The organism is Nitratidesulfovibrio vulgaris str. Hildenborough, assembly GCF_000195755.1.
Taxonomy (GTDB): domain Bacteria; phylum Desulfobacterota; class Desulfovibrionia; order Desulfovibrionales; family Desulfovibrionaceae; genus Nitratidesulfovibrio; species Nitratidesulfovibrio vulgaris.
On sequence record NC_002937.3, the window covers coordinates 1898101 to 1915109 of the forward strand.

Consider the following 17009-nt stretch of genomic DNA (forward strand, 5'->3'; position numbering starts at 1 on the left):
TAGCACGCAAAGCGATGGCGAGCTCATTTTCGAAGGGCTTCCATGAAGCGTATTGATGTGGTGAGACCACTATTCTTCGACGATCCATTCATCAGCCCCGGTCGCAGCCTTCGCATAATTCATCCTTCAGCTCACACCTCTTCGCTTAACAACATCTTGCGGCGATTCTCTTGCCAAAAAAACCTGAGTCTTGCAGTTCAACATGACGTGAACCATGACTCCGGCGGGATGGTATTCGCCCATAGTTTGATAATGGCGGCCCCATACCAGTTTTCGCTGCACGCCATAACGATATTCTCGCCCCCCCTGTGTCATGGGAAGCTGAATACGAAAAGGCGGTCTTTCGACCGCCTTCTCGTATTCAGCAATTGTGCAGAGAGTGAACCTAGAACTTCTTGGCGCGCTGTGCAGCCAATGCCTCCGCCTGTTCGGCGAATGAGGCGAAACCGGCTTGACGCATGGCGTCCTCGACCGTTCTGTTCCAGTCCCAGGTCGCATAGATCACAGGCTTGTGGAATGCAGCCCTGAACTGAGCCAGTTCCTGCCTGTAGAACTTCTCCTTGGGTGTATCCATGCTCTCGCGAAGCTGTTCGTGCAGGCGACGCAGTTCACCTTCGTACCAGTCGCTCAGGTCTTCTGCCTGCGTGTGCTTCTTGAGGATATGACCGTATCCCTTGGTGTCGAGCAACTGACGCAGCTTGCCGAAGTGCTGTTCACGCAGCCATGCACCGAGTTTCTCTGTCGGGATGTTGTGCGACTCGACTTCAGCCATGTCCAGCTTGGTCTGGTAGTAGGTGTCGGGCACAACCGAAGCGGACACGATACCCGCGATGGCGACCAGACCACGCAGGATGACGCTGTTGGATACGCCCTGCCCGCAGAAGCCCACCTTGCGACCGTATTTCTGACCGGTGAAGATGGTCACGAGAATGGCCCAGACCACTGCCGGGTCTTCTTCGTCATAGATGTGGCCAAGGCTGGCATTGTCACGGTCGGTGGCAAGCACCATCTGCGTCATGTCGTTGGAACCGATGGAGAAACCATCGAATTCCTCGATGAACTGCTTGGCAAGGACAGCGTTGGCAGGAATCTCGGACATGAGGATGACCTTGAGACCGTCCACGCCGCTCTTCAGACGATGCACCTGCTCAAGGTAGCGCTTCATGCTACGCGCTTCCTCAAGGGTTCGCACAAAGGGGAGCATTATCTGAAGGTTCACACCGCCGTAGACACCGCGAGCCAGCTTGAAGGCCTCGACTTCCCAGTCGTGGATGTTACGCGACACGCCACGGTAGCCGAGCATGGGGTTGTCTTCGTGCTGCTCGAACAGGTTACCGCCCAGCAGGTTACGGTACTCGTTCGACTTGAAGTCGGTGGTACGGTAGACGATGTCCTTTCCGTAGAACGCCATGGCGAACAGGGCGAGTCCCTGTGCCAGCGTCTGCACATAATGCTCCTTGCCGGTGCGAAAACCGCGTGAACGGATGAGCAGACGGATCTTCTCGGGAACAGCCCGGACGTCGTCCATGGCGGTCTGCAGACCACTCCGCAGGCCGACCTCGTGACGCAACGAAGCGATCTTGGCGAGGGCCTCCTGCACGGCGGGAATCTGCTCGGCACGTTCCACGTGTGCACGGACATTGGCTTCGATCTCGGCGCGACGCTTGAGAATATCCGGGTCGGTACCCGCAAGCAGGGCCAATTCGTCGTCGTAGCCCATGATGACACGCACATGGTCGGCAAGGTCGACGCTGGTCTTGAGAATATCCATGCGGCGGGTGGCAAGTTCCACATGCTCGTCGAGCTTGTGGTCGAGTTCACGCATCCGGCGGTGGACAGCCAGCACCTCTTCGGTGCCGCGCAGGTTGTCACGCGAAGCGAGTTCTTCGATTTCAGCTGCAAGCCCTGTCACATGGCCCACGTATTCACGCAGCTTCATGTCGATGCCGATAAGGCCCGCCGAGAGTTGTTCACGCAGGAGCTTCGACAGGTTGACGTCGAGTTCCTTGAGCTTGGCGTGGACGACATGCTCGAGTTCGCCGTTGTCGTAGGCTTCAAGGGCACGCGGGTGCACACCGATGTTGCCAAGCATGAACTCGGCACGCAGAAGGCCGACTTCGAAGTCCTCCACCTCACGCAGACGCGACAGGAACATGGCCTGTCCCACGTCGGCGAGGATGAGCCCGACCTTGGTCTTGGTGGCGGGCAGCTTCGAAAGGTCCATCTCGCCACCGACTTCGCGCAACGGCAGCATCCCGCGGTAGACACGACCGCGCGTGCCGTCGACGGTGACGTCCTGTCCATCGAGGGCACGAAGGATTTCGAGGCGCTGGATGCCGATGATGGCCGGAATGCCAAGTTCACGCGAGGTGATGGCCGCGTGGCTGGTGTCACCGCCCACGTCGGCAAGGATGGCGGATGCCACGCGCATACCGGGAACCATGTCAGGGTCGGTACGCTCTGCGGCGAGGATGTCACCCTTGTTGATCTTGTTCAGTTCAAGGGCCGAACGCAGGTACTTGACCCTGCCCTGCCCCGCACCCCGCGAAGCACCGTTGCCTTCGACGATGATTTCGGCACCGGCAGCGGCCTTGGGGTCGACTTCAAGACGACGCATGAAGATGGTGTGCGGATGGGTCTCGAATTCTTCGTTCCAGCGGGTCTCGGGACGAGCCTGCACGAACCACAGGCGCTCGCCGGAGTCGATGCAGAACTCGGTGTCCATGATCATGCTGCCATAGGCGACGCTGATGTTACGCACACCCCGGGCGACCTGTTCGGCCTGCGCCAGTGAAAGCGACCAGCGGTACGCCTCGAGGTCGGGAACGGGAACCTTCTTGGTACCGCCCTTCTCGTCGTAGACGATCTTCTTGTCCTTGCAGCCCATCTGGCGCACGACAACTTCTGCACCGTCGTCGCGCTGGAACACATAGAACTTGTCGGGGGTGACCATGCCGCCCACGACAGCCTCGCCAAGACCGTAGCTGGCATCGATGGACACGAGGTCGCGACGGCTGGTGCCGCGGCACCCGGTGGCCGTGTCTGCGCTGAAGGCGGTACCCGAAATGACCGGGTTGATCATGCGCATCATGCAGACCGAAAGAGACGTGTTCTCGATGGCCCATTCCTGCTTGGCCTTGATCGCGATGGATTCGTCACCGGTGGCTTCGGCACGGGCAAGGGCGTCGAGAATGGCCTCGCGGCGGTAGGTCATGGAACGCAGGTTGTACGCCGAAGCGCAGTCCCAGTGGTAGGCGCGGGCCACGCGGGCTTCACCCACCATGTTGAGGTAGGTGTCCTGCAGGCCGGCAAAGGCCTTCTTGCGCGAGTCTTCGCCCGCAGCGGACGAACGCACGGCCACGGGCACGTCGTCGGCCCCGGCCTCCTTGCAGATATCGCGGTAGGCGCGCTTGACCTCGTCCTCGACCTCCTTGGGCAGGTCGACGGACAGAATGCCCGCCTGCACAAGCACCGAACGCTTGCGAAGCTGGTCGATGCCCTCCGGCGAGGTGGCGAACCCTTCAACGACGTTGTTCACAAAGGTACGCAGCTTGATGAGCGTACCCGGATTGGCCTGCACCTCGGCATGGATGTCCTTGGCGAGGTTGCGCACGAACTTCTGGAGGAACTCGGGATCACGGTTGATCTCGGTGTCGTTCCAGTCGATCCTGTTGAATTCCTTGTCAACAATGGCACGGATGAGCGAGGCGTTGACCTTGGTCTCATCAAGAAGCCTGTGGAAGGCCACAGACGAGATGGCCCGGAACTGCGGGGTTCTTATGCCTTCGACCTGACTGATGAGCGCAGTGTTGTAGTTCTTGCCGCCCACAAGGAGCTCGGCGTCTTCACCGATGCGCACGATGTCGGCACCGTTGAGGATAAGCTTCTTGGTCAGTTCGGCGATGTCGGCTTCCGCCGGACGCCCCTTGGCTGCGGGCTTCTCAGCCTGAGTTTTGCCCATTGTGACTCCTCCTCTAGGGGGATGCTGGAGTGGCTTGCGCCGTGATTCTCCGAGAACCGGAACAGTCATTCGCACGGTTGCCGACAGGCTCCGTCACCGGACACCGGCCGACAACCGTGCGCGTTCGTTGAACGGGTCTTCCGCTACGCGTCGAGACGTTCTCCGCAGTAGGGGCAGAAATCGATTCCGTCAAGCGTTATGGGATGTCCACACGCATGATTAGGGCACATTTTGGGGATGGGGCAGAGCTCGACGACGAGTTCACCTTCGCGGACGGCCACCATCTGCTTGCTCTCGCGGTAGTCGGCGGTCTTGAGCACGCGCTTGACCATGGCGTCCATGGGGGCAAGTACCGCCTTCTCCTGCTTCATGATGGACACGTTGAACAACTCTTCGCCCTTCTTTACCACATCACCGGGGTGGACGTACATCACCCACAGGTCTCCGTTGCTCGGCGCAGCCACATGCATGGGATTGGCCCTGTCGGCCATCTCAACGCCCTTGATGTCGGCGACGCTGGACTGCTTCACCTGCGCCTCGCAACTCATGATCTCGGAGTCGAGCACATAGCGGATGACGCTGTACCCTGCGTCGTTGGGACGCGAGATGCTGAGGATGACGAGATGATGCGGCTTGCCGCTGCTGTCGGTGAAGTTGAGTTCCTCGCCGGGCTGAAGGCCTTCGAACCAGACATCAAGGGGCAGGTTGTTGGCATTGCCGAACCGTGCCTTGAACTGGATGGTCTTGATGGCGTCACCGGGGTGGTTCAGGTACATGACGAACTCTTCCTCGGTGGGCTTGCGCCGCACGATGTCGATGAACCCGCGTTCTTCCAGTGCGAGATCGACAGGGGCAAGCGAGTCAAGCGGAGAGGCTTCGGTTCTGCTTGCCATGGCCTTGCGCCATTCATTGCCGAAGGCGCTGCGGTACACCCACTCGTCGGGGAAGCCGAGAGGCAGCCTGCCGAACTTGCCGAGCAGAAGGTCGCGGAAGGCGTCGTTGCAGTCCTGATAGATGGCGAGACGCGCCTTCTTCATGTCTTCAGACAGGTCGCTCTCGGGATGCCGCGTCACGTTGTCGAGGACTTCAAGAAGGTAGCGAACCTCATCTTCGCCACCGCGCTTGTGGGCACCGGTGACGGCAAGGAACGCCGTATTCCAGGTAATCTGGGAACCGGGCGTCACGTCGTGGTAGCGCACGATCTTGCGCGTACCCGCAAGGAACTTGAGCATGTAGGGCAACAGGTGGATGTAGCCCTGCTTCATGGCCCCTGCCTGTGACGACGACGTCGCCCCGCCGGGCATGCCGTGCTCGACCACGTCGTAATCGATGCCCTGGAAGTAGGGTGCGCAGTACCTGTCGTAGAAGGGCATCACCTGCTTGAGCACGAAGTTGCAGTCGCGGATCATGGTCTTGTTGAGGTTGGTCCGCAGGCCGAGTTCATCCTCAAGGTAGGCAGCCATGGAAAGCACATCGCCCTGCCCGTACCAGCGGACCGACGCACCTATGGCCGTGTCGACGATGTGGGCCCCGGCCTTGGCAGCCGCCCCCACCGCGGGCACGAACAGTCCGTCCGTGTAGTGGCGATGACAATGCAGGACAAGGGACGGCCAACGCTTGCGAAGCGTGCTGACCAGTTCGGTCATGAACCGGGGGGGGCACACACCCGCCATGTCCTTGAGGCCGAGGATGATGGAACGGGATGCCTGTTCGGGACCGAAGCCCGCGACATCGCCCACCATGCGCAGAATCGCCTCCGTCACGCCCACGTAATGCGCCACATCGAAGCCACGCGCCCATGAGAGCGAGAGCGCAGGCTCGAACACCACGTCGTTCCGGTTGAGTGCGACCTCGGCGAAGGGGCGCATATTCTCAACGTGGTTGAGGAAGTCGAAACAGCGGATGACCTGGTAATGTTCACAGATCATCTCGCCGGTGATGCGCATGAGGTTGCGGGGCTGGGGCTTGTAGCCCAGCACGTTGGTCGAGCGGATGAGTATCTGCTTGAGCGTCTTGGGGGCGAACTTGTTCCATTCGGCGGCTTCACTGAACGGATAGGTCATGTTCGCCATCATGGCGACATGGAAGTGTGCTCCGCCACCGTTCTCAAGCGAGAAGAAGTTGCAGTTGTCGAGATACGGCCCCATGAGCGCATCTTCGGCAAGGCGGAAGCGGTTGCCGCTGTTCGACTGGGTGATGTCACGCGCCGTGGTGTCGGTGAAATGCACATGTCCGGCGTCACGCAGGTAGTCGAGCAAAGCTCCCCGGTCACCATGCGGATACGGCGAAGGGTTGCGTCGAACCTGTCCGGGAATGTGCGGCAACACCGGCTCGAACTTGGGCATCCGAGGGGTTTCACGGGTGCGGTACTCGCCCAGCTGGACATAGGGGTTGAAGCCCTTGGCGGATATCTCCGCCACAAGACGCGCAAGCCGTTCGCCTTCGGGGGCGAGGTCGGTGTAGCACATCAGTTCAGGGGTCTCGGCGATGAAGTTGGTGTCGAAGTCGCCAGCGCGGAAACGCGGGTGCTTCATCACCTGCTTGTAGAACGGGATGGTCGTCTTGAGTCCGCCGATGATGTATTCGGACAGACAACGCTCCATGATGCCCAGGACCTTCTGCCAGCCCTGCCCGTACGTGATGAGCAGCGAGCCCGCCGAGTCGTAGTTGGGCGGAAACTCGTAGCCAGCGCACATGTTCGAGTCGAGGCGCACACCGGGGCCGCCGGGCGAAACATAGCGGCTGACAAGCCCGGAGTTGGGCGAGAAGCCCGCCTGCGGGTCTTCGCAGTTGATGCGAACCTGCATGGCGTGGTGGACGGGCTTGGTGTTCTCTTCCGTGAGGCGCAGCTGTGCACCGAAGGCCACGGCAATCTGCTCTTCCACAAGGTCGATGCCGTAGCGGCATTCGGTGATGCCATGCTCGACCTGAAGCCGGGTATTGACCTCGATGAGATAGGCCTCGCCAGAGGCGGTGACCAGGAACTCGACCGTCGCCAGCGAGTGGTAGCCGACCTCACGGACGAGCATCTTCGAGTATTCCTTGAGCTTTTCGCGCAGCTCCGGGGTGATGCCCGGCCACGGCGAAGGCGTGATCTCGATGAGCTTCTGGTGATTGCGCTGGATGGAACAGTCGCGTTCGTCAAAGGCGAAGGCATTGCCGTACATGTCGGCAATGACCTGAATCTCGATATGGCGCACCGATTCGAGATACTTCTCGACGAAGAGCCGCGGATTGCCGAACGACGCCTGCGCCATGGTGGACGCCTTGAAGAAGGCATCGTCGAGTTCGCTCTCGTCACGGATGGCGAAAATACCACGACCGCCACCGCCCCCTTCCGCCTTGAGCATGATGGGGAGGCCGATCTCGTCGATGAGCTTGCGGGCCGTGGGGATGTCGACTGCACCTTCAGACCCCGGTACGACAGGCACACCGAGCTTGCGGGCGAGTTTGCGAACCTGCACCTTGTTGCCGAGCAGGTTCATGGCCTCGGCGGTGGAACCGATGAAGGTCAGCCCCGCCTCGTGGCACTTGGAGGGAAAACGGTCGTCTTCGGAGGCGAAACCCCAACCGGGATGGATAGCGACCACGCCACGCTGCTTTGCGAGGCTGATGATGCGGTCGATATCGAGATACGCTCTGGGGTCGGCACCGAGCAGCAGGAGTTCCTGAGCGGCGGAGGCGGCCGGAGAGGTCTTGTCGACATCAGTGGCGGTCATGACAGCCACGGCGTCGAAACGTTCGCGTATGGAGCGGCATATACGGCGTGCCGGGATGCCCCGGTTTGCAACCAGAATAGCCTTGCCCCGAACCTCTTCCATCACCTGTTCAAACGTCTTGATGGCCATTCACTCCTCGTAGTCAGGGCTGACCGGCAAGCCTTTCGGCCCCCGGGTTGTCTGTACGCGTTGCAGAAGGAATGAAGCAGACAGTCACGAACCCGGCACAATACTGCCGGAAAGGATGACACGCTCCCCGTCCGGGAAACGCACCCGCAGGCCACCTTCGGACGAAAGCCCCGCTATCCTGCCCGGTTTGTCGTCTACATCCCCGCCGTGCACAACGATGCCACGGCCCATCCAGGCAAGATGCCGTTCGGCGCAGGAGGGAAACGCCCCGTGACCTGCGCGTCGAATCTCGTTCAAGTACCAGAAACGCCCGTTCTTCACAAGACTGGCAAACAGGGCCAGCGGGGTAAGATCATATCCCTTTTCAAGCAGGCTGGCGGCACGGACTGCCCACCCGTCACGCAGCTGTGCAACGGGCGGGGCGAAAGTGCAGTTTATGCCGATTCCGGCAATGATGATGCCTGCACGCTCTTCAAGGAGTATGCCCCCGACCTTGCAGTCGTCCAGCAAGATATCGTTGGGCCATTTGAGCTGCACGGGAATGCCTAGCGTACGGAACCCCTCTGCGAGCATGCAGCCCACTGACAGTGCGGCGTAGTCGGCTGTGAAGGGCGGGTCAGCCGGAAGGCGGAGGGCGGCATACACATTGCCCCGCGGCGAGACCCACGGGCGCCTCAACTGCCCTCGCCCCGCACTCTGGCTGAGTACGAGCACCATGCCCCATTCGGGCAACGCCCCCCTATCAGTCAGGATGCGTGCGACGTCGAGGCTTGAGGTGGCGTCACCACACAGGAACAGGGTCTCGTTGCCGGCTGCGAGTTCAAGGACATCCCACTCGCCATCATGGGAACAGCCAACACCCTGCCCTGCGGAGAAAGCCCGCGGCTGGGCCCCGGCGGGGCAGCCGAATGATTCGAATAATGGCCCCAGAAAGCCTGACCTATCAAGCTCATCCAGCGACAGAGGGGCTGCGACGTCAGCCAGCCCCGCCGTGAGCATATGAAGCGCCGTCGGCATCGTATTCTCCGACCTTTTGCGAACCATCGTTCTTTGCTAGGGTTCGGCCATGAAAACCTATCTCGTGGGCGGCGCAGTTCGCGACATTCTGATCGGGCGGACACCCCGTGAACACGACATCGCCTTCGAGGCATCCGTGGCGCATTTCTTACAGGCGAATCCTTCCGCCCGCAAGGTGGGCAAACGTATCGACGTCTACCTGATAGGGAATGTCGAGCATCGCCCGGTGCAGGGGGGCGACATCCGCGCCGACCTGCTACAACGCGATTTCACCATCAATGCACTGGCACTCGAGGCTGACGGAACACTCCATGCCCACCCTGATGCACTCGCCGACCTGAGGGCTAGCATCATACGGCCCGCCTCGCCGGGGGCCCTCATGGCCGACCCCGTAAGAGTGTTGAGGGCGGCGAGGTTCGCTGCACAACTGCCGGAAATGTCCCTTGCACAGGAGACGCTGGAGGCCATGCGCGCCGTCGCGGCAGCAGGGTACCTCGCGGAGATGCCATGTGAACAGGTGTGCCGCGAGACGTTGAAGGCCCTTGGCAGCCCTGCACCGGAGCGTTTTTTCATATCGCTGGCAAAGGGTGGATGCCTTCAACCGTGGTTCGCTGAAGTCGCAGACCTTACAGGGGTGCCAGCCGGGCCGCCAGCCTACCATACGGGAAGCGCGTTCGACCATACGATTGACATCATGCGTCGCCTCGCGGGAGACGCCTTCGATGTATGGCTTGGCCTTTGCCACGACCTCGGCAAGGGAACGACACCGGCAGACATTCTTCCGAGACATCTCGGCCATGAACATCGTGGCGAGGAAGCCGCCACGGCCCTCGGGCAGCGACTTGGCATGAGCAACCGCTTCATCCGCGGCGGCGCACTGGCAGCCCGGATGCATATGAAGGCCGGGCGCTACGACACCCTGCGCCCGCACACGCGGGTCGACCTCCTGCTGGTCTTGCACCATGCCGGAATCATCAGGAACGTCTGGAATCTGGTCACGGCAGACAGCGGAATCGACCATACGGCCACCGCCATGGCGGAACTTGAAACGATACTTGCCGTGAAACTCCCGCCGTCCCTGCGGGGCAAGGGGCCAGAGTCCGGCAGGATGCTTCGCGAGATGCAGTGCATGGCCCTTGCCGCACGAAGGACAGAACCGGATGGGGCCTCAGGAGAAAGGTGCCCCGGAGGCCCGGCATAGCAGGGCCTTTTCCTCCAGTCGACCGGCGCAAAGGGTCACAGCATACAACGCAAAAAGCCCCGGATTCCTCCGGGGCTCATGGCAGTATTCGTCGGGCCGGCTACAGCCACTTGAACCATTGCTTCCACGATCCTTCGCGGGCTTCGCGAATATTCTCGGACTGTGCTTCGCGATGGCGCAGATAGGCCACGTTCGCCTTCTCGGTGGCGTACTCCACAGCGTGGGGGACATCCTTGAAGTTGTCTCGCACGAAGGAGTAACGCTGCCATGCGGCTCCATATTTTCCGGTGCGCCAGTACACGTCGGCGATGAAGAGTTCGCGTTCGGCCAGCAGACGGCGGCATTCCTTCATATGCTCTTCGGCCTTGGCCGCATACTCGGTGCCGGGGTACGATTCACGCAGCCGCTGGAAGTACTGGTAGGCCTCCTGAACATTGTTCACGGGCCTGTCGACCGAGATGAAGCTCTTCAGACGTGCCATGCCCACCTGGTACAGGACATATGGGATGGCCTGATGACGGGGATGCAGCGTCTCGAACTCCTTGTACGCCTCGGCAGCAGCCGGATATTCCTCGTCGAGGAAGTAGGCGTCCGCAAGGGAGAGTTCAGCTTCTATGGTGTAGGGGCTGAAGGGATAGTTGTCCTTGAGTCTGGTATAGGCCTGCGCGGCGGCGACGTAGTCCTTCTCACGCATGGCGTCGTTACCAGACTCGTAGAGTTCCTGCGCCGTGTCCTCTGGGGGGGGCAGGTAGAAATAGTCGATAATACCGCAACCGGACAACATGAAGGTGAGAGCCGCCATGCAGGCTGCGCGAAGGAGTGTCTTACGCATCGAGCTGTTCCAGATAGACGAATGCGGCGTTGGCCGCCGTTGCGCCGTCACCCACGGCGGTGGTCACCTGACGGCACATCTTTGACCTGATGTCGCCTGCGGCGAAGATGCCGGGCAGGTTGGTTCGCATTTCGCCATCAGTGATGACGAAGCCCTGCTCGTCCCGCTCGATACCGCCGGGCAGAAAACCGCCGACAGGCTCGAACCCAATGAAGATGAACAGACCATCGAGTTCGAGGAACGATGTCTCGCCGGTCTTCACATTGCGCACCGTCACGCCCGTGAGCCTGTCATCGCCATGAATGGCCTCGACGACAGAACTCCTCACCACATCGATGTCGGGCATGATGCACACCTTGTCCTGATAGCACTTGGCGGCCCGGAAGTCGTCGCGGCGGTGGATGAGGTGCAACTTCTTGACAAGCTTGGAAAGATACAGCGACTCTTCGAGGGCCGAGTTCCCTCCGCCTACCACGCCCACGACCTGCCCGCGAAAGAAGTTGCCATCGCAAAGGGCGCAGTAAGAAACACCCTTTCCGGTCAACCGCTCCTCGTCAGGCAAGCCAAGGCGCTTGTACCGCGCTCCGGAGCACAGTATGAGCGTGCGGCCCGAAATCCAGTCATCCCCTACCCGCACCCTGTTGTCTGCGGGGGCGGGGACGATTTCCCTGACCTCGTCATTGAAACGGGTAATGGCATAGCCTTCGAGATGAGCCGCAAAGAGGTCTGCAAGCTCCCAGCCCTGAATCCCTTTCGGGAAACCGGGGTAGTTCTCGATTTCGGAGGTCATGAGCACCTGGCCACCGGGCGAAAGCCTTTCGACCATGGCCACGGAAACGCCCGACCTCGCAAGATACAGGGCGGCCGTCATGCCTGCGGGGCCGCCCCCAATGACGATGGCGTCGAACTGCTGCATTACCCGAGTGCCTTCTGGGCGATCATATCCTTGATGCTGCTCTTGGAAACGGCCCCGGTCACCTGTTCCACCACTTCACCATTCTTGAAGAGGATGAGCGTGGGAATGGCGCGGATGCCGTACTTGCTGGGAGTGGCGGGATTGTCGTCGACGTTCATTTTCACGATGAGCACCTTGCCCTCGTATTCGGCGGCAAGTTCATCGATGACGGGCCCCATGGCACGGCACGGCCCACACCAGGGAGCCCAGAAGTCGATCAGCACGGGAATGGCGGACTTGAGAACAGAGGCTTCGAAAGTGGCATCGGTGATCTGAGCAGCCATGGTGAGCTCCTTGAGTCTAGGTGTGACACCGGAAACCGGCTTGGATGGACGGTAGCCTGCACCGCCCCGATTCTCGGCAACTTTAGAGAGATATTAGCGGTGCCCTGCCGTGTCAAGAGCACCCGGCAGGTCCCTGACGGTAGTCATCAGGGATGGCACGCCCGCGGGGTACGGCCTCAAGGTCGAGGCTGTGCGAAAGCCCCCCCTGACGTAACAGCCACCCCGCATACGCGATCATCGACCCGTTGTCGGTGCAAAGTGGTGGAGACGGGACGATAAGCTCAAGCCCCCGGGATACAGCCAAGCGGGCCGTGTGCTCTCGCACATAGCTGTTGGCGGCGACGCCTCCGGCGACGATGAGCGCCCGCACCCCCACTCCGTCGTCGCCATCAAGGGCACGCCCCAGCTTGATGCATAACGTCTCTGCCACCGCCTCGTTGAATGAGGCGCACATGTTCCGCAGCCCTTCAGGTGCATCATGTCCTCCGGCGACGGCTTGAGCGGCATCGGGGGATGGTACAAGCTCCGGGTGGCGCGACAAGTGGGTCTGCACAGCGGTCTTGAGCCCGCTGAAACTGAAATCGAGGTTGTCATTGTCCGTATACGGACGAGGAAACAGGCGTGGGTCAGCTATGCCACGACGTCCCTGCTGGTCGAGAATACGCCCCCCAGGATAGGGAAGACGCAACATCTTCGCAACCTTGTCGTAGGCCTCCCCAGCGGCATCATCGAGCGTCCGCCCCAGCAGACGGAACGAGACCGGCGACTCGATGCGATAGATATGCGTATGCCCCCCGGAAACAAGCAATCCGAGGGCAGGGAACACCAGTTCGCGTTCCAGCCCCGCGGCAAGGAGGTGCGCATGGAGATGGTTCACGCCCACGAGCGGAATATCGAACCCGAGTGCGAGCCCCTTGGCGAAGGCCATCCCCACGAGCAGGCTGCCCAGCAGCCCCGGGCCACGGGCCACCGCAACCGCGTCGAGTTCAGTAGGCCCGACGCCCGCTTCCCGAAGAAGCAGGTCGTACAAGGGGCCTATGAGCCTGTAGTGCTCGCGCGACGCGATCTCTGGCACGACACCACCGAACAGCGCATGGATGTCTGCCTGACTGGACATGACGGCATGCACAAGCCTGCCGTCACGTACAAGCGCAAGGCCCGTCTCATCGCACGAGGTCTCTATTCCGATACAGAGCATAGTTTACCGTAACCGCGAAGGTAGCTCCCTGAGCGGTCTCCTCAGGCCCTGTGACGGGCGTAGATCTCTTCGACCTTGTCGACATCGCGGGCCGAACCGATGAAGAGCGGAATGCGCTCATGCAGCGTTCCGGGGCATACATCGAGAATACGCCGCGAACCGTCGATGGCGCGCCCCCCGGCCTGCTCAGCGAGAAATGCCAGCGGAGACGCCTCGCACATGAGGCGCAGCTTGCCCTGAGGCTTGTCGGGATGGCGATAGTCCATGGGGTACATGAAGATGCCGCCATAGAGCAGCGTACGGTGAAAGTCCGCCACGAGCGAGCCCACATAACGCAACGAATAGGGCTTGCCGCGTTCGTTGTGATCACCCTTGAAGTAGGAGACTATCTCTCTCGTAGGTTCGTCCCAGTAGTTCCAGTACGACTCGTTGATGGAGTAGATACGCCCTCTTTCGGGGATGCTCATGTCGGGATGCGACAGAAGGAACTCGCCCACGCTGGGGTCCAGCGTGAACCCGTGAACGCCCTGCCCGGTACTGAACACGAGCATGGTCGACGGCCCGTAGAGGATGTAGCCAGCGGCCACCTGCTCATAGCCGGGCTGCAGGACATCATCGATACACACGTCGTCCGAGGCAGGAGACTTGCGGCGCAGGATCGAGAAGATGGTGCCGACATTGATGTTGACGTCAATGTTGGAGGAACCGTCCAGCGGGTCGAAGATGAGCACATAATCACCACGGTGCAGCTTCTCGGGCACCTTGATGATGTCAGCGTTCTCTTCGGAGGCCATGGCGCATACGGCACCGGAGCGCTCCATTCTGTAGATGAGCACACGGTTCGCGAACTCGTCGAGTTTCTGCACAAGTTCGCCTTGCACATTCACTTCGCCGGTGCCCCCAAGGACATCGAGCAATCCGGCCTTCGTCACACTGCGGGAGATGATCTTGGCGGAAAGGACGAGGTCGTTAAGCAGGGTCGTAAACTGGCCCGTAGCTGCAGGAGACTTTTTCTGATGCAGCAGAAGATGTTCGGTAACGGTAACTTCGGGCATGACTATGCTCCTTCTTGCGGCAATGCCGCCTGCAAAACACGAAACCGGAACCCGCAACAGGAAAAGGCTGCGGGTTCCGGCACGAAAAGAAACTATCGGACGGTCGATTCCTCGATGGGGGAACCGGGCAGTTCTGGAGCCGGCGAGACCAGAAGGCTGGGGTCGTCCTCGCCAAGGGCGGGAGACGGTTCGACAGGTGCGGGGGTCTGCACCCGGCCCCCGGTACCGAGTTCACGTGCCTTGGCAAGCACGGCGAGCTGTTCTGGCTTCTCGGGGAAGCTCCCTTCGACAGGCACTGCGAAGACCAGCGGGATATTGCCGATGTAGCGGGTAACCCAGAAGAACTCACCCTGTGCGTTGGAGAGCGTTCCGAACGCGTCCTTCGCTACGAGCTTGGCCCAGTCGGCGTCATGCAGGGGGGTTGCGGTGATGTCGTACTTGCCCGGCCACAGGATGCCGGAGGGCGCGGCGATGACGATATCGGCAGGCGCGGCGGAGTACGGCAGCAGCGCACGGACGTCGAAATGCACTGCGATGACGCCCTTGAAGTCCATACCAGCGTAAAGCGGGACGGCCACAACGATTTCTGGGCCAAGAGGCGTATCCACGATCACGCTACGCAACATGCGCATCTTCTGCTTGGGGTCGGCCTCGAGAACACCGGAGAAGTCGATATTCTTGATGTCGAACGAAGGCATACGGGCAAGCACTTCACCCGAGGCATCGATGGCGGCGGCACCTGCCATCCACGGATAGGAACGAAGGAACGCCTCGACCCAACTACGGTCAGGGCGCCTGTCCGCGTTGTCGAGACCACGTTCCAGGGCGCGAAGCTGGAGGTCTATCCCGACGAAGCCGTTGGCCAGACGAACCTCTTCTGGGGTCGAATAGCCTGCTTCACCGAAATCGACCTGGGCTGGCGGATTCAGGTATTCTCGATAATAGCGCTTGGTGTCCTTCCACATGGAATGGGAAGTCTGACCGCAACCGAAAGCGAAAGCCATCGATGCGGCAAGCATGACGCCGACCAGCCTGGAGTGTCGATACACTAGATGTCTCCTGAAATGGGGTTGACGCACCACACGCGAAATGCCTCAGCTGTGCGCGCGCGTTTCAAGACGTTCGGCCAGCATCTCGAGCATGTGGAGGAGTTTGTGCTTGCCCTGTAGGGGGGCCTCTTCGACGGCTGCCGGGGCTTCATCTGCCACGACTGTCGATGTGGCACCAGAACGCAATTCATCGATGCGCAACTGGATGGCCGCCCGACTTTCCGGCGAATCGGCAGAAGCTAGAAGTTCCTGATAGATGTCAAGGGCACCCTGGGTGTCGCCCTGTTCGGCAAGGACTTCAGCCATGGAACGCGTACGAAGGGAGAAGGGCTCGTCCTCTTCCTCGGCCTCGGCTTGCAGAAGGCCCGGGCTTGGTATCGAACCCGATGCCCCTTCACCGGGAAGTCCGTCATCCGACGCTCCCCTGTCACCTATCAGCGTCCGCAGCGCGGTATCGTCGAGGGATACGAAGGGAGAAGCCGAGGGAGTCTCATCCGCCATCGCGCCAGAGTCGGCAGGTTCATCCGCCACAGGCTCTTTCCGCCTCGGGGAGTCTTCAGCCCTTACGGTCTGGGCCGCAGTGGCGGGCAAGCCTGTCAGCGATGAAAGCCCAGCCTCCATCACGGACGCAAAAGAAAGGCCAGGAGACGACTCGCTGGCGGCGATGAAGCGCAGGGCCACGGAGACATCCCGCCCGCCCTTGCCGGATGCGGTGCAGGCACTCCATGCGTCCCAGAAGCGGGGATAGGAGGAAAGCACACGCGAGAGGGAATAGACTTCCGTATCCCTGTCCAGATTCTGCCCGAGCGTGTGCAGCAGTTCGATGAGAAGCAGACGGGCTTCGAAAAACTCCGGATGCCTTTCAAGACCGGTACGGAGCGTCTTCACCGCATCGGCGGGCTGTCCGTTCTCGGCAAGAAGTCGAGCGAGAGGAAAGAACACCTTGGAGCTGGGCTCAAGCTCAAGGACCTCCTGATACCACTCAATTTTTGCCTTCATCGGATCCGACTCCTGACCGTGCTTCCGGAGCATCAGGGAAGAGGTAGACAATTTCGTTGTCGCGCACGAAGTTCAGACGCTTTCGAATCATCTTTTCAACATACCGGTCGTCGGACTGCAACAGCCGTATTTCTCGACTGAGAGACAGATTGACGGCATCTGCCTTTTTCACGGCATCCTCAAGGGCAAGATGCTGCGCCTTGAGTTCCCTGTATGCAACGATCCCCTGCTCGCTGAACAGCAACCGGCCAAGAAGTATCGCGTTCAAGCCCAGCGCCAGCCCGAGGAACAAAAGCCGTGGGAAGACCTTCACTGCAACAGCCTGCCTCGTCCGGTTCGCTGCTGCATTGTCGCCATGGACCCACGGAGTTCTTCGAGAAAATGTGTCGTTGCACGCTCGATGCGCCGCACGTCATCCTCGGCCAACAGCATATCCTCAAGGCGCTCCATGAATGCCTTGAGCATCGTGAACTCGCGCATGAGGCTGCGGCTGGCGTCGTAGCGCCCGATGTCGGGCTCAAGGTCGAGAATGGTCTGCAGGCAATTCTTGAGCCTGCTGTGCAGTTCGCCGTCATTCCGCATAAAATCTTCCGTGCACGGAGGAGGACCA

The 17009-nt window shown here is 60.7% G+C and carries 13 protein-coding genes; 1 reads left to right on the plus strand and 12 read right to left on the minus strand.

Going from position 1 to position 17009, the window contains the following annotated elements; all coding sequences use genetic code 11:
* Positions 1 to 385: 385 nt before the first annotated feature.
* The 3 genes from DVU_RS08695 to DVU_RS08705 all read right to left on the minus strand — a co-directional run bounded on the left by DVU_RS08695 (position 386) and on the right by DVU_RS08705 (position 8826).
* The gene (locus tag DVU_RS08695) at positions 386 to 3961 is read right to left on the minus strand and encodes a PEP/pyruvate-binding domain-containing protein (protein ID WP_010939119.1); all 3576 of its coding nucleotides are present in this window, start codon (positions 3959 to 3961) and stop codon (positions 386 to 388) included.
* 143 nt (positions 3962 to 4104) lie between these two features.
* Entirely contained in the window at positions 4105 to 7809 is a 3705-nt protein-coding gene (locus DVU_RS08700) for a pyruvate carboxylase (protein WP_010939120.1), read from the minus strand.
* 84 nt (positions 7810 to 7893) lie between these two features.
* The gene (locus DVU_RS08705; RefSeq protein ID WP_010939121.1) at positions 7894 to 8826 is read right to left on the minus strand and encodes a biotin--[acetyl-CoA-carboxylase] ligase; all 933 of its coding nucleotides are present in this window, start codon (positions 8824 to 8826) and stop codon (positions 7894 to 7896) included.
* Positions 8827 to 8875: 49 nt separating this feature from the next.
* Between DVU_RS08705 and DVU_RS08710 the strand changes: the two genes are divergently transcribed.
* A complete protein-coding gene (locus DVU_RS08710) occupies positions 8876 to 10027 on the plus strand; it encodes a tRNA nucleotidyltransferase (protein ID WP_010939122.1) in 1152 nt (383 codons plus the stop codon).
* 100 nt (positions 10028 to 10127) lie between these two features.
* Here DVU_RS08710 and DVU_RS08715 read toward each other — a convergent pair whose 3' ends face one another.
* The 9 genes from DVU_RS08715 to DVU_RS08755 all read right to left on the minus strand — a co-directional run bounded on the left by DVU_RS08715 (position 10128) and on the right by DVU_RS08755 (position 16981).
* Positions 10128 to 10859: an outer membrane protein assembly factor BamD gene (locus DVU_RS08715; protein ID WP_011792195.1), complete on the minus strand. Its 732-nt coding sequence runs from the start codon at positions 10857 to 10859 to the stop codon at positions 10128 to 10130.
* Complete coding sequence (locus DVU_RS08720) at positions 10852 to 11775, minus strand: NAD(P)/FAD-dependent oxidoreductase (protein WP_010939124.1); 924 nt, start codon at positions 11773 to 11775, stop codon at positions 10852 to 10854. Before DVU_RS08720 ends, DVU_RS08715 begins: the two co-directional genes overlap by 8 nt.
* Positions 11775 to 12098: a thioredoxin gene (gene trxA / locus DVU_RS08725; RefSeq protein WP_010939125.1), complete on the minus strand. Its 324-nt coding sequence runs from the start codon at positions 12096 to 12098 to the stop codon at positions 11775 to 11777. The genes DVU_RS08720 and trxA overlap by 1 nt, the downstream gene beginning before the upstream one ends.
* Positions 12099 to 12210: 112 nt before the next feature.
* On the minus strand, positions 12211 to 13296 hold the full coding sequence (gene tsaD / locus DVU_RS08730) for a tRNA (adenosine(37)-N6)-threonylcarbamoyltransferase complex transferase subunit TsaD (protein ID WP_010939126.1): 1086 nt from the start codon (positions 13294 to 13296) through the stop codon (positions 12211 to 12213).
* Between the two features lie 41 nt (positions 13297 to 13337).
* Positions 13338 to 14351 (minus strand): class 1 fructose-bisphosphatase, encoded by a 1014-nt coding sequence (gene fbp, locus DVU_RS08735; protein WP_010939127.1) that lies wholly within the window; start codon positions 14349 to 14351, stop codon positions 13338 to 13340.
* A 92-nt stretch (positions 14352 to 14443) separates the two neighbouring features.
* The gene (locus DVU_RS08740) at positions 14444 to 15400 is read right to left on the minus strand and encodes a lipoprotein (protein ID WP_010939128.1); all 957 of its coding nucleotides are present in this window, start codon (positions 15398 to 15400) and stop codon (positions 14444 to 14446) included.
* Positions 15401 to 15445: 45 nt separating this feature from the next.
* Entirely contained in the window at positions 15446 to 16399 is a 954-nt protein-coding gene (locus tag DVU_RS08745; protein ID WP_010939129.1) for a tetratricopeptide repeat protein, read from the minus strand.
* Positions 16383 to 16712 (minus strand): FtsB family cell division protein, encoded by a 330-nt coding sequence (locus DVU_RS08750; RefSeq protein WP_010939130.1) that lies wholly within the window; start codon positions 16710 to 16712, stop codon positions 16383 to 16385. The genes DVU_RS08745 and DVU_RS08750 overlap by 17 nt, the downstream gene beginning before the upstream one ends.
* Complete coding sequence (locus DVU_RS08755; protein ID WP_010939131.1) at positions 16709 to 16981, minus strand: hypothetical protein; 273 nt, start codon at positions 16979 to 16981, stop codon at positions 16709 to 16711. The genes DVU_RS08750 and DVU_RS08755 overlap by 4 nt, the downstream gene beginning before the upstream one ends.
* Positions 16982 to 17009: the final 28 nt, after the last annotated feature.

Coding starts and splice junctions, on each gene's coding strand:
- DVU_RS08710 (WP_010939122.1), top strand. CDS start 8,876: ATGAAAACCTATCTCGTGGGCGGCGCAGTTCGCGACATTCTGATCGGG.
- DVU_RS08715 (WP_011792195.1), bottom strand. CDS start 10,859: ATGCGTAAGACACTCCTTCGCGCAGCCTGCATGGCGGCTCTCACCTTC.
- fbp (WP_010939127.1), bottom strand. CDS start 14,351: ATGCCCGAAGTTACCGTTACCGAACATCTTCTGCTGCATCAGAAAAAG.
- DVU_RS08695 (WP_010939119.1), bottom strand. CDS start 3,961: ATGGGCAAAACTCAGGCTGAGAAGCCCGCAGCCAAGGGGCGTCCGGCG.
- DVU_RS08745 (WP_010939129.1), bottom strand. CDS start 16,399: ATGAAGGCAAAAATTGAGTGGTATCAGGAGGTCCTTGAGCTTGAGCCC.
- trxA (WP_010939125.1), bottom strand. CDS start 12,098: ATGGCTGCTCAGATCACCGATGCCACTTTCGAAGCCTCTGTTCTCAAG.
- DVU_RS08700 (WP_010939120.1), bottom strand. CDS start 7,809: ATGGCCATCAAGACGTTTGAACAGGTGATGGAAGAGGTTCGGGGCAAG.
- DVU_RS08720 (WP_010939124.1), bottom strand. CDS start 11,775: ATGCAGCAGTTCGACGCCATCGTCATTGGGGGCGGCCCCGCAGGCATG.
- DVU_RS08705 (WP_010939121.1), bottom strand. CDS start 8,826: ATGCCGACGGCGCTTCATATGCTCACGGCGGGGCTGGCTGACGTCGCA.
- tsaD (WP_010939126.1), bottom strand. CDS start 13,296: ATGCTCTGTATCGGAATAGAGACCTCGTGCGATGAGACGGGCCTTGCG.
- DVU_RS08755 (WP_010939131.1), bottom strand. CDS start 16,981: ATGCGGAATGACGGCGAACTGCACAGCAGGCTCAAGAATTGCCTGCAG.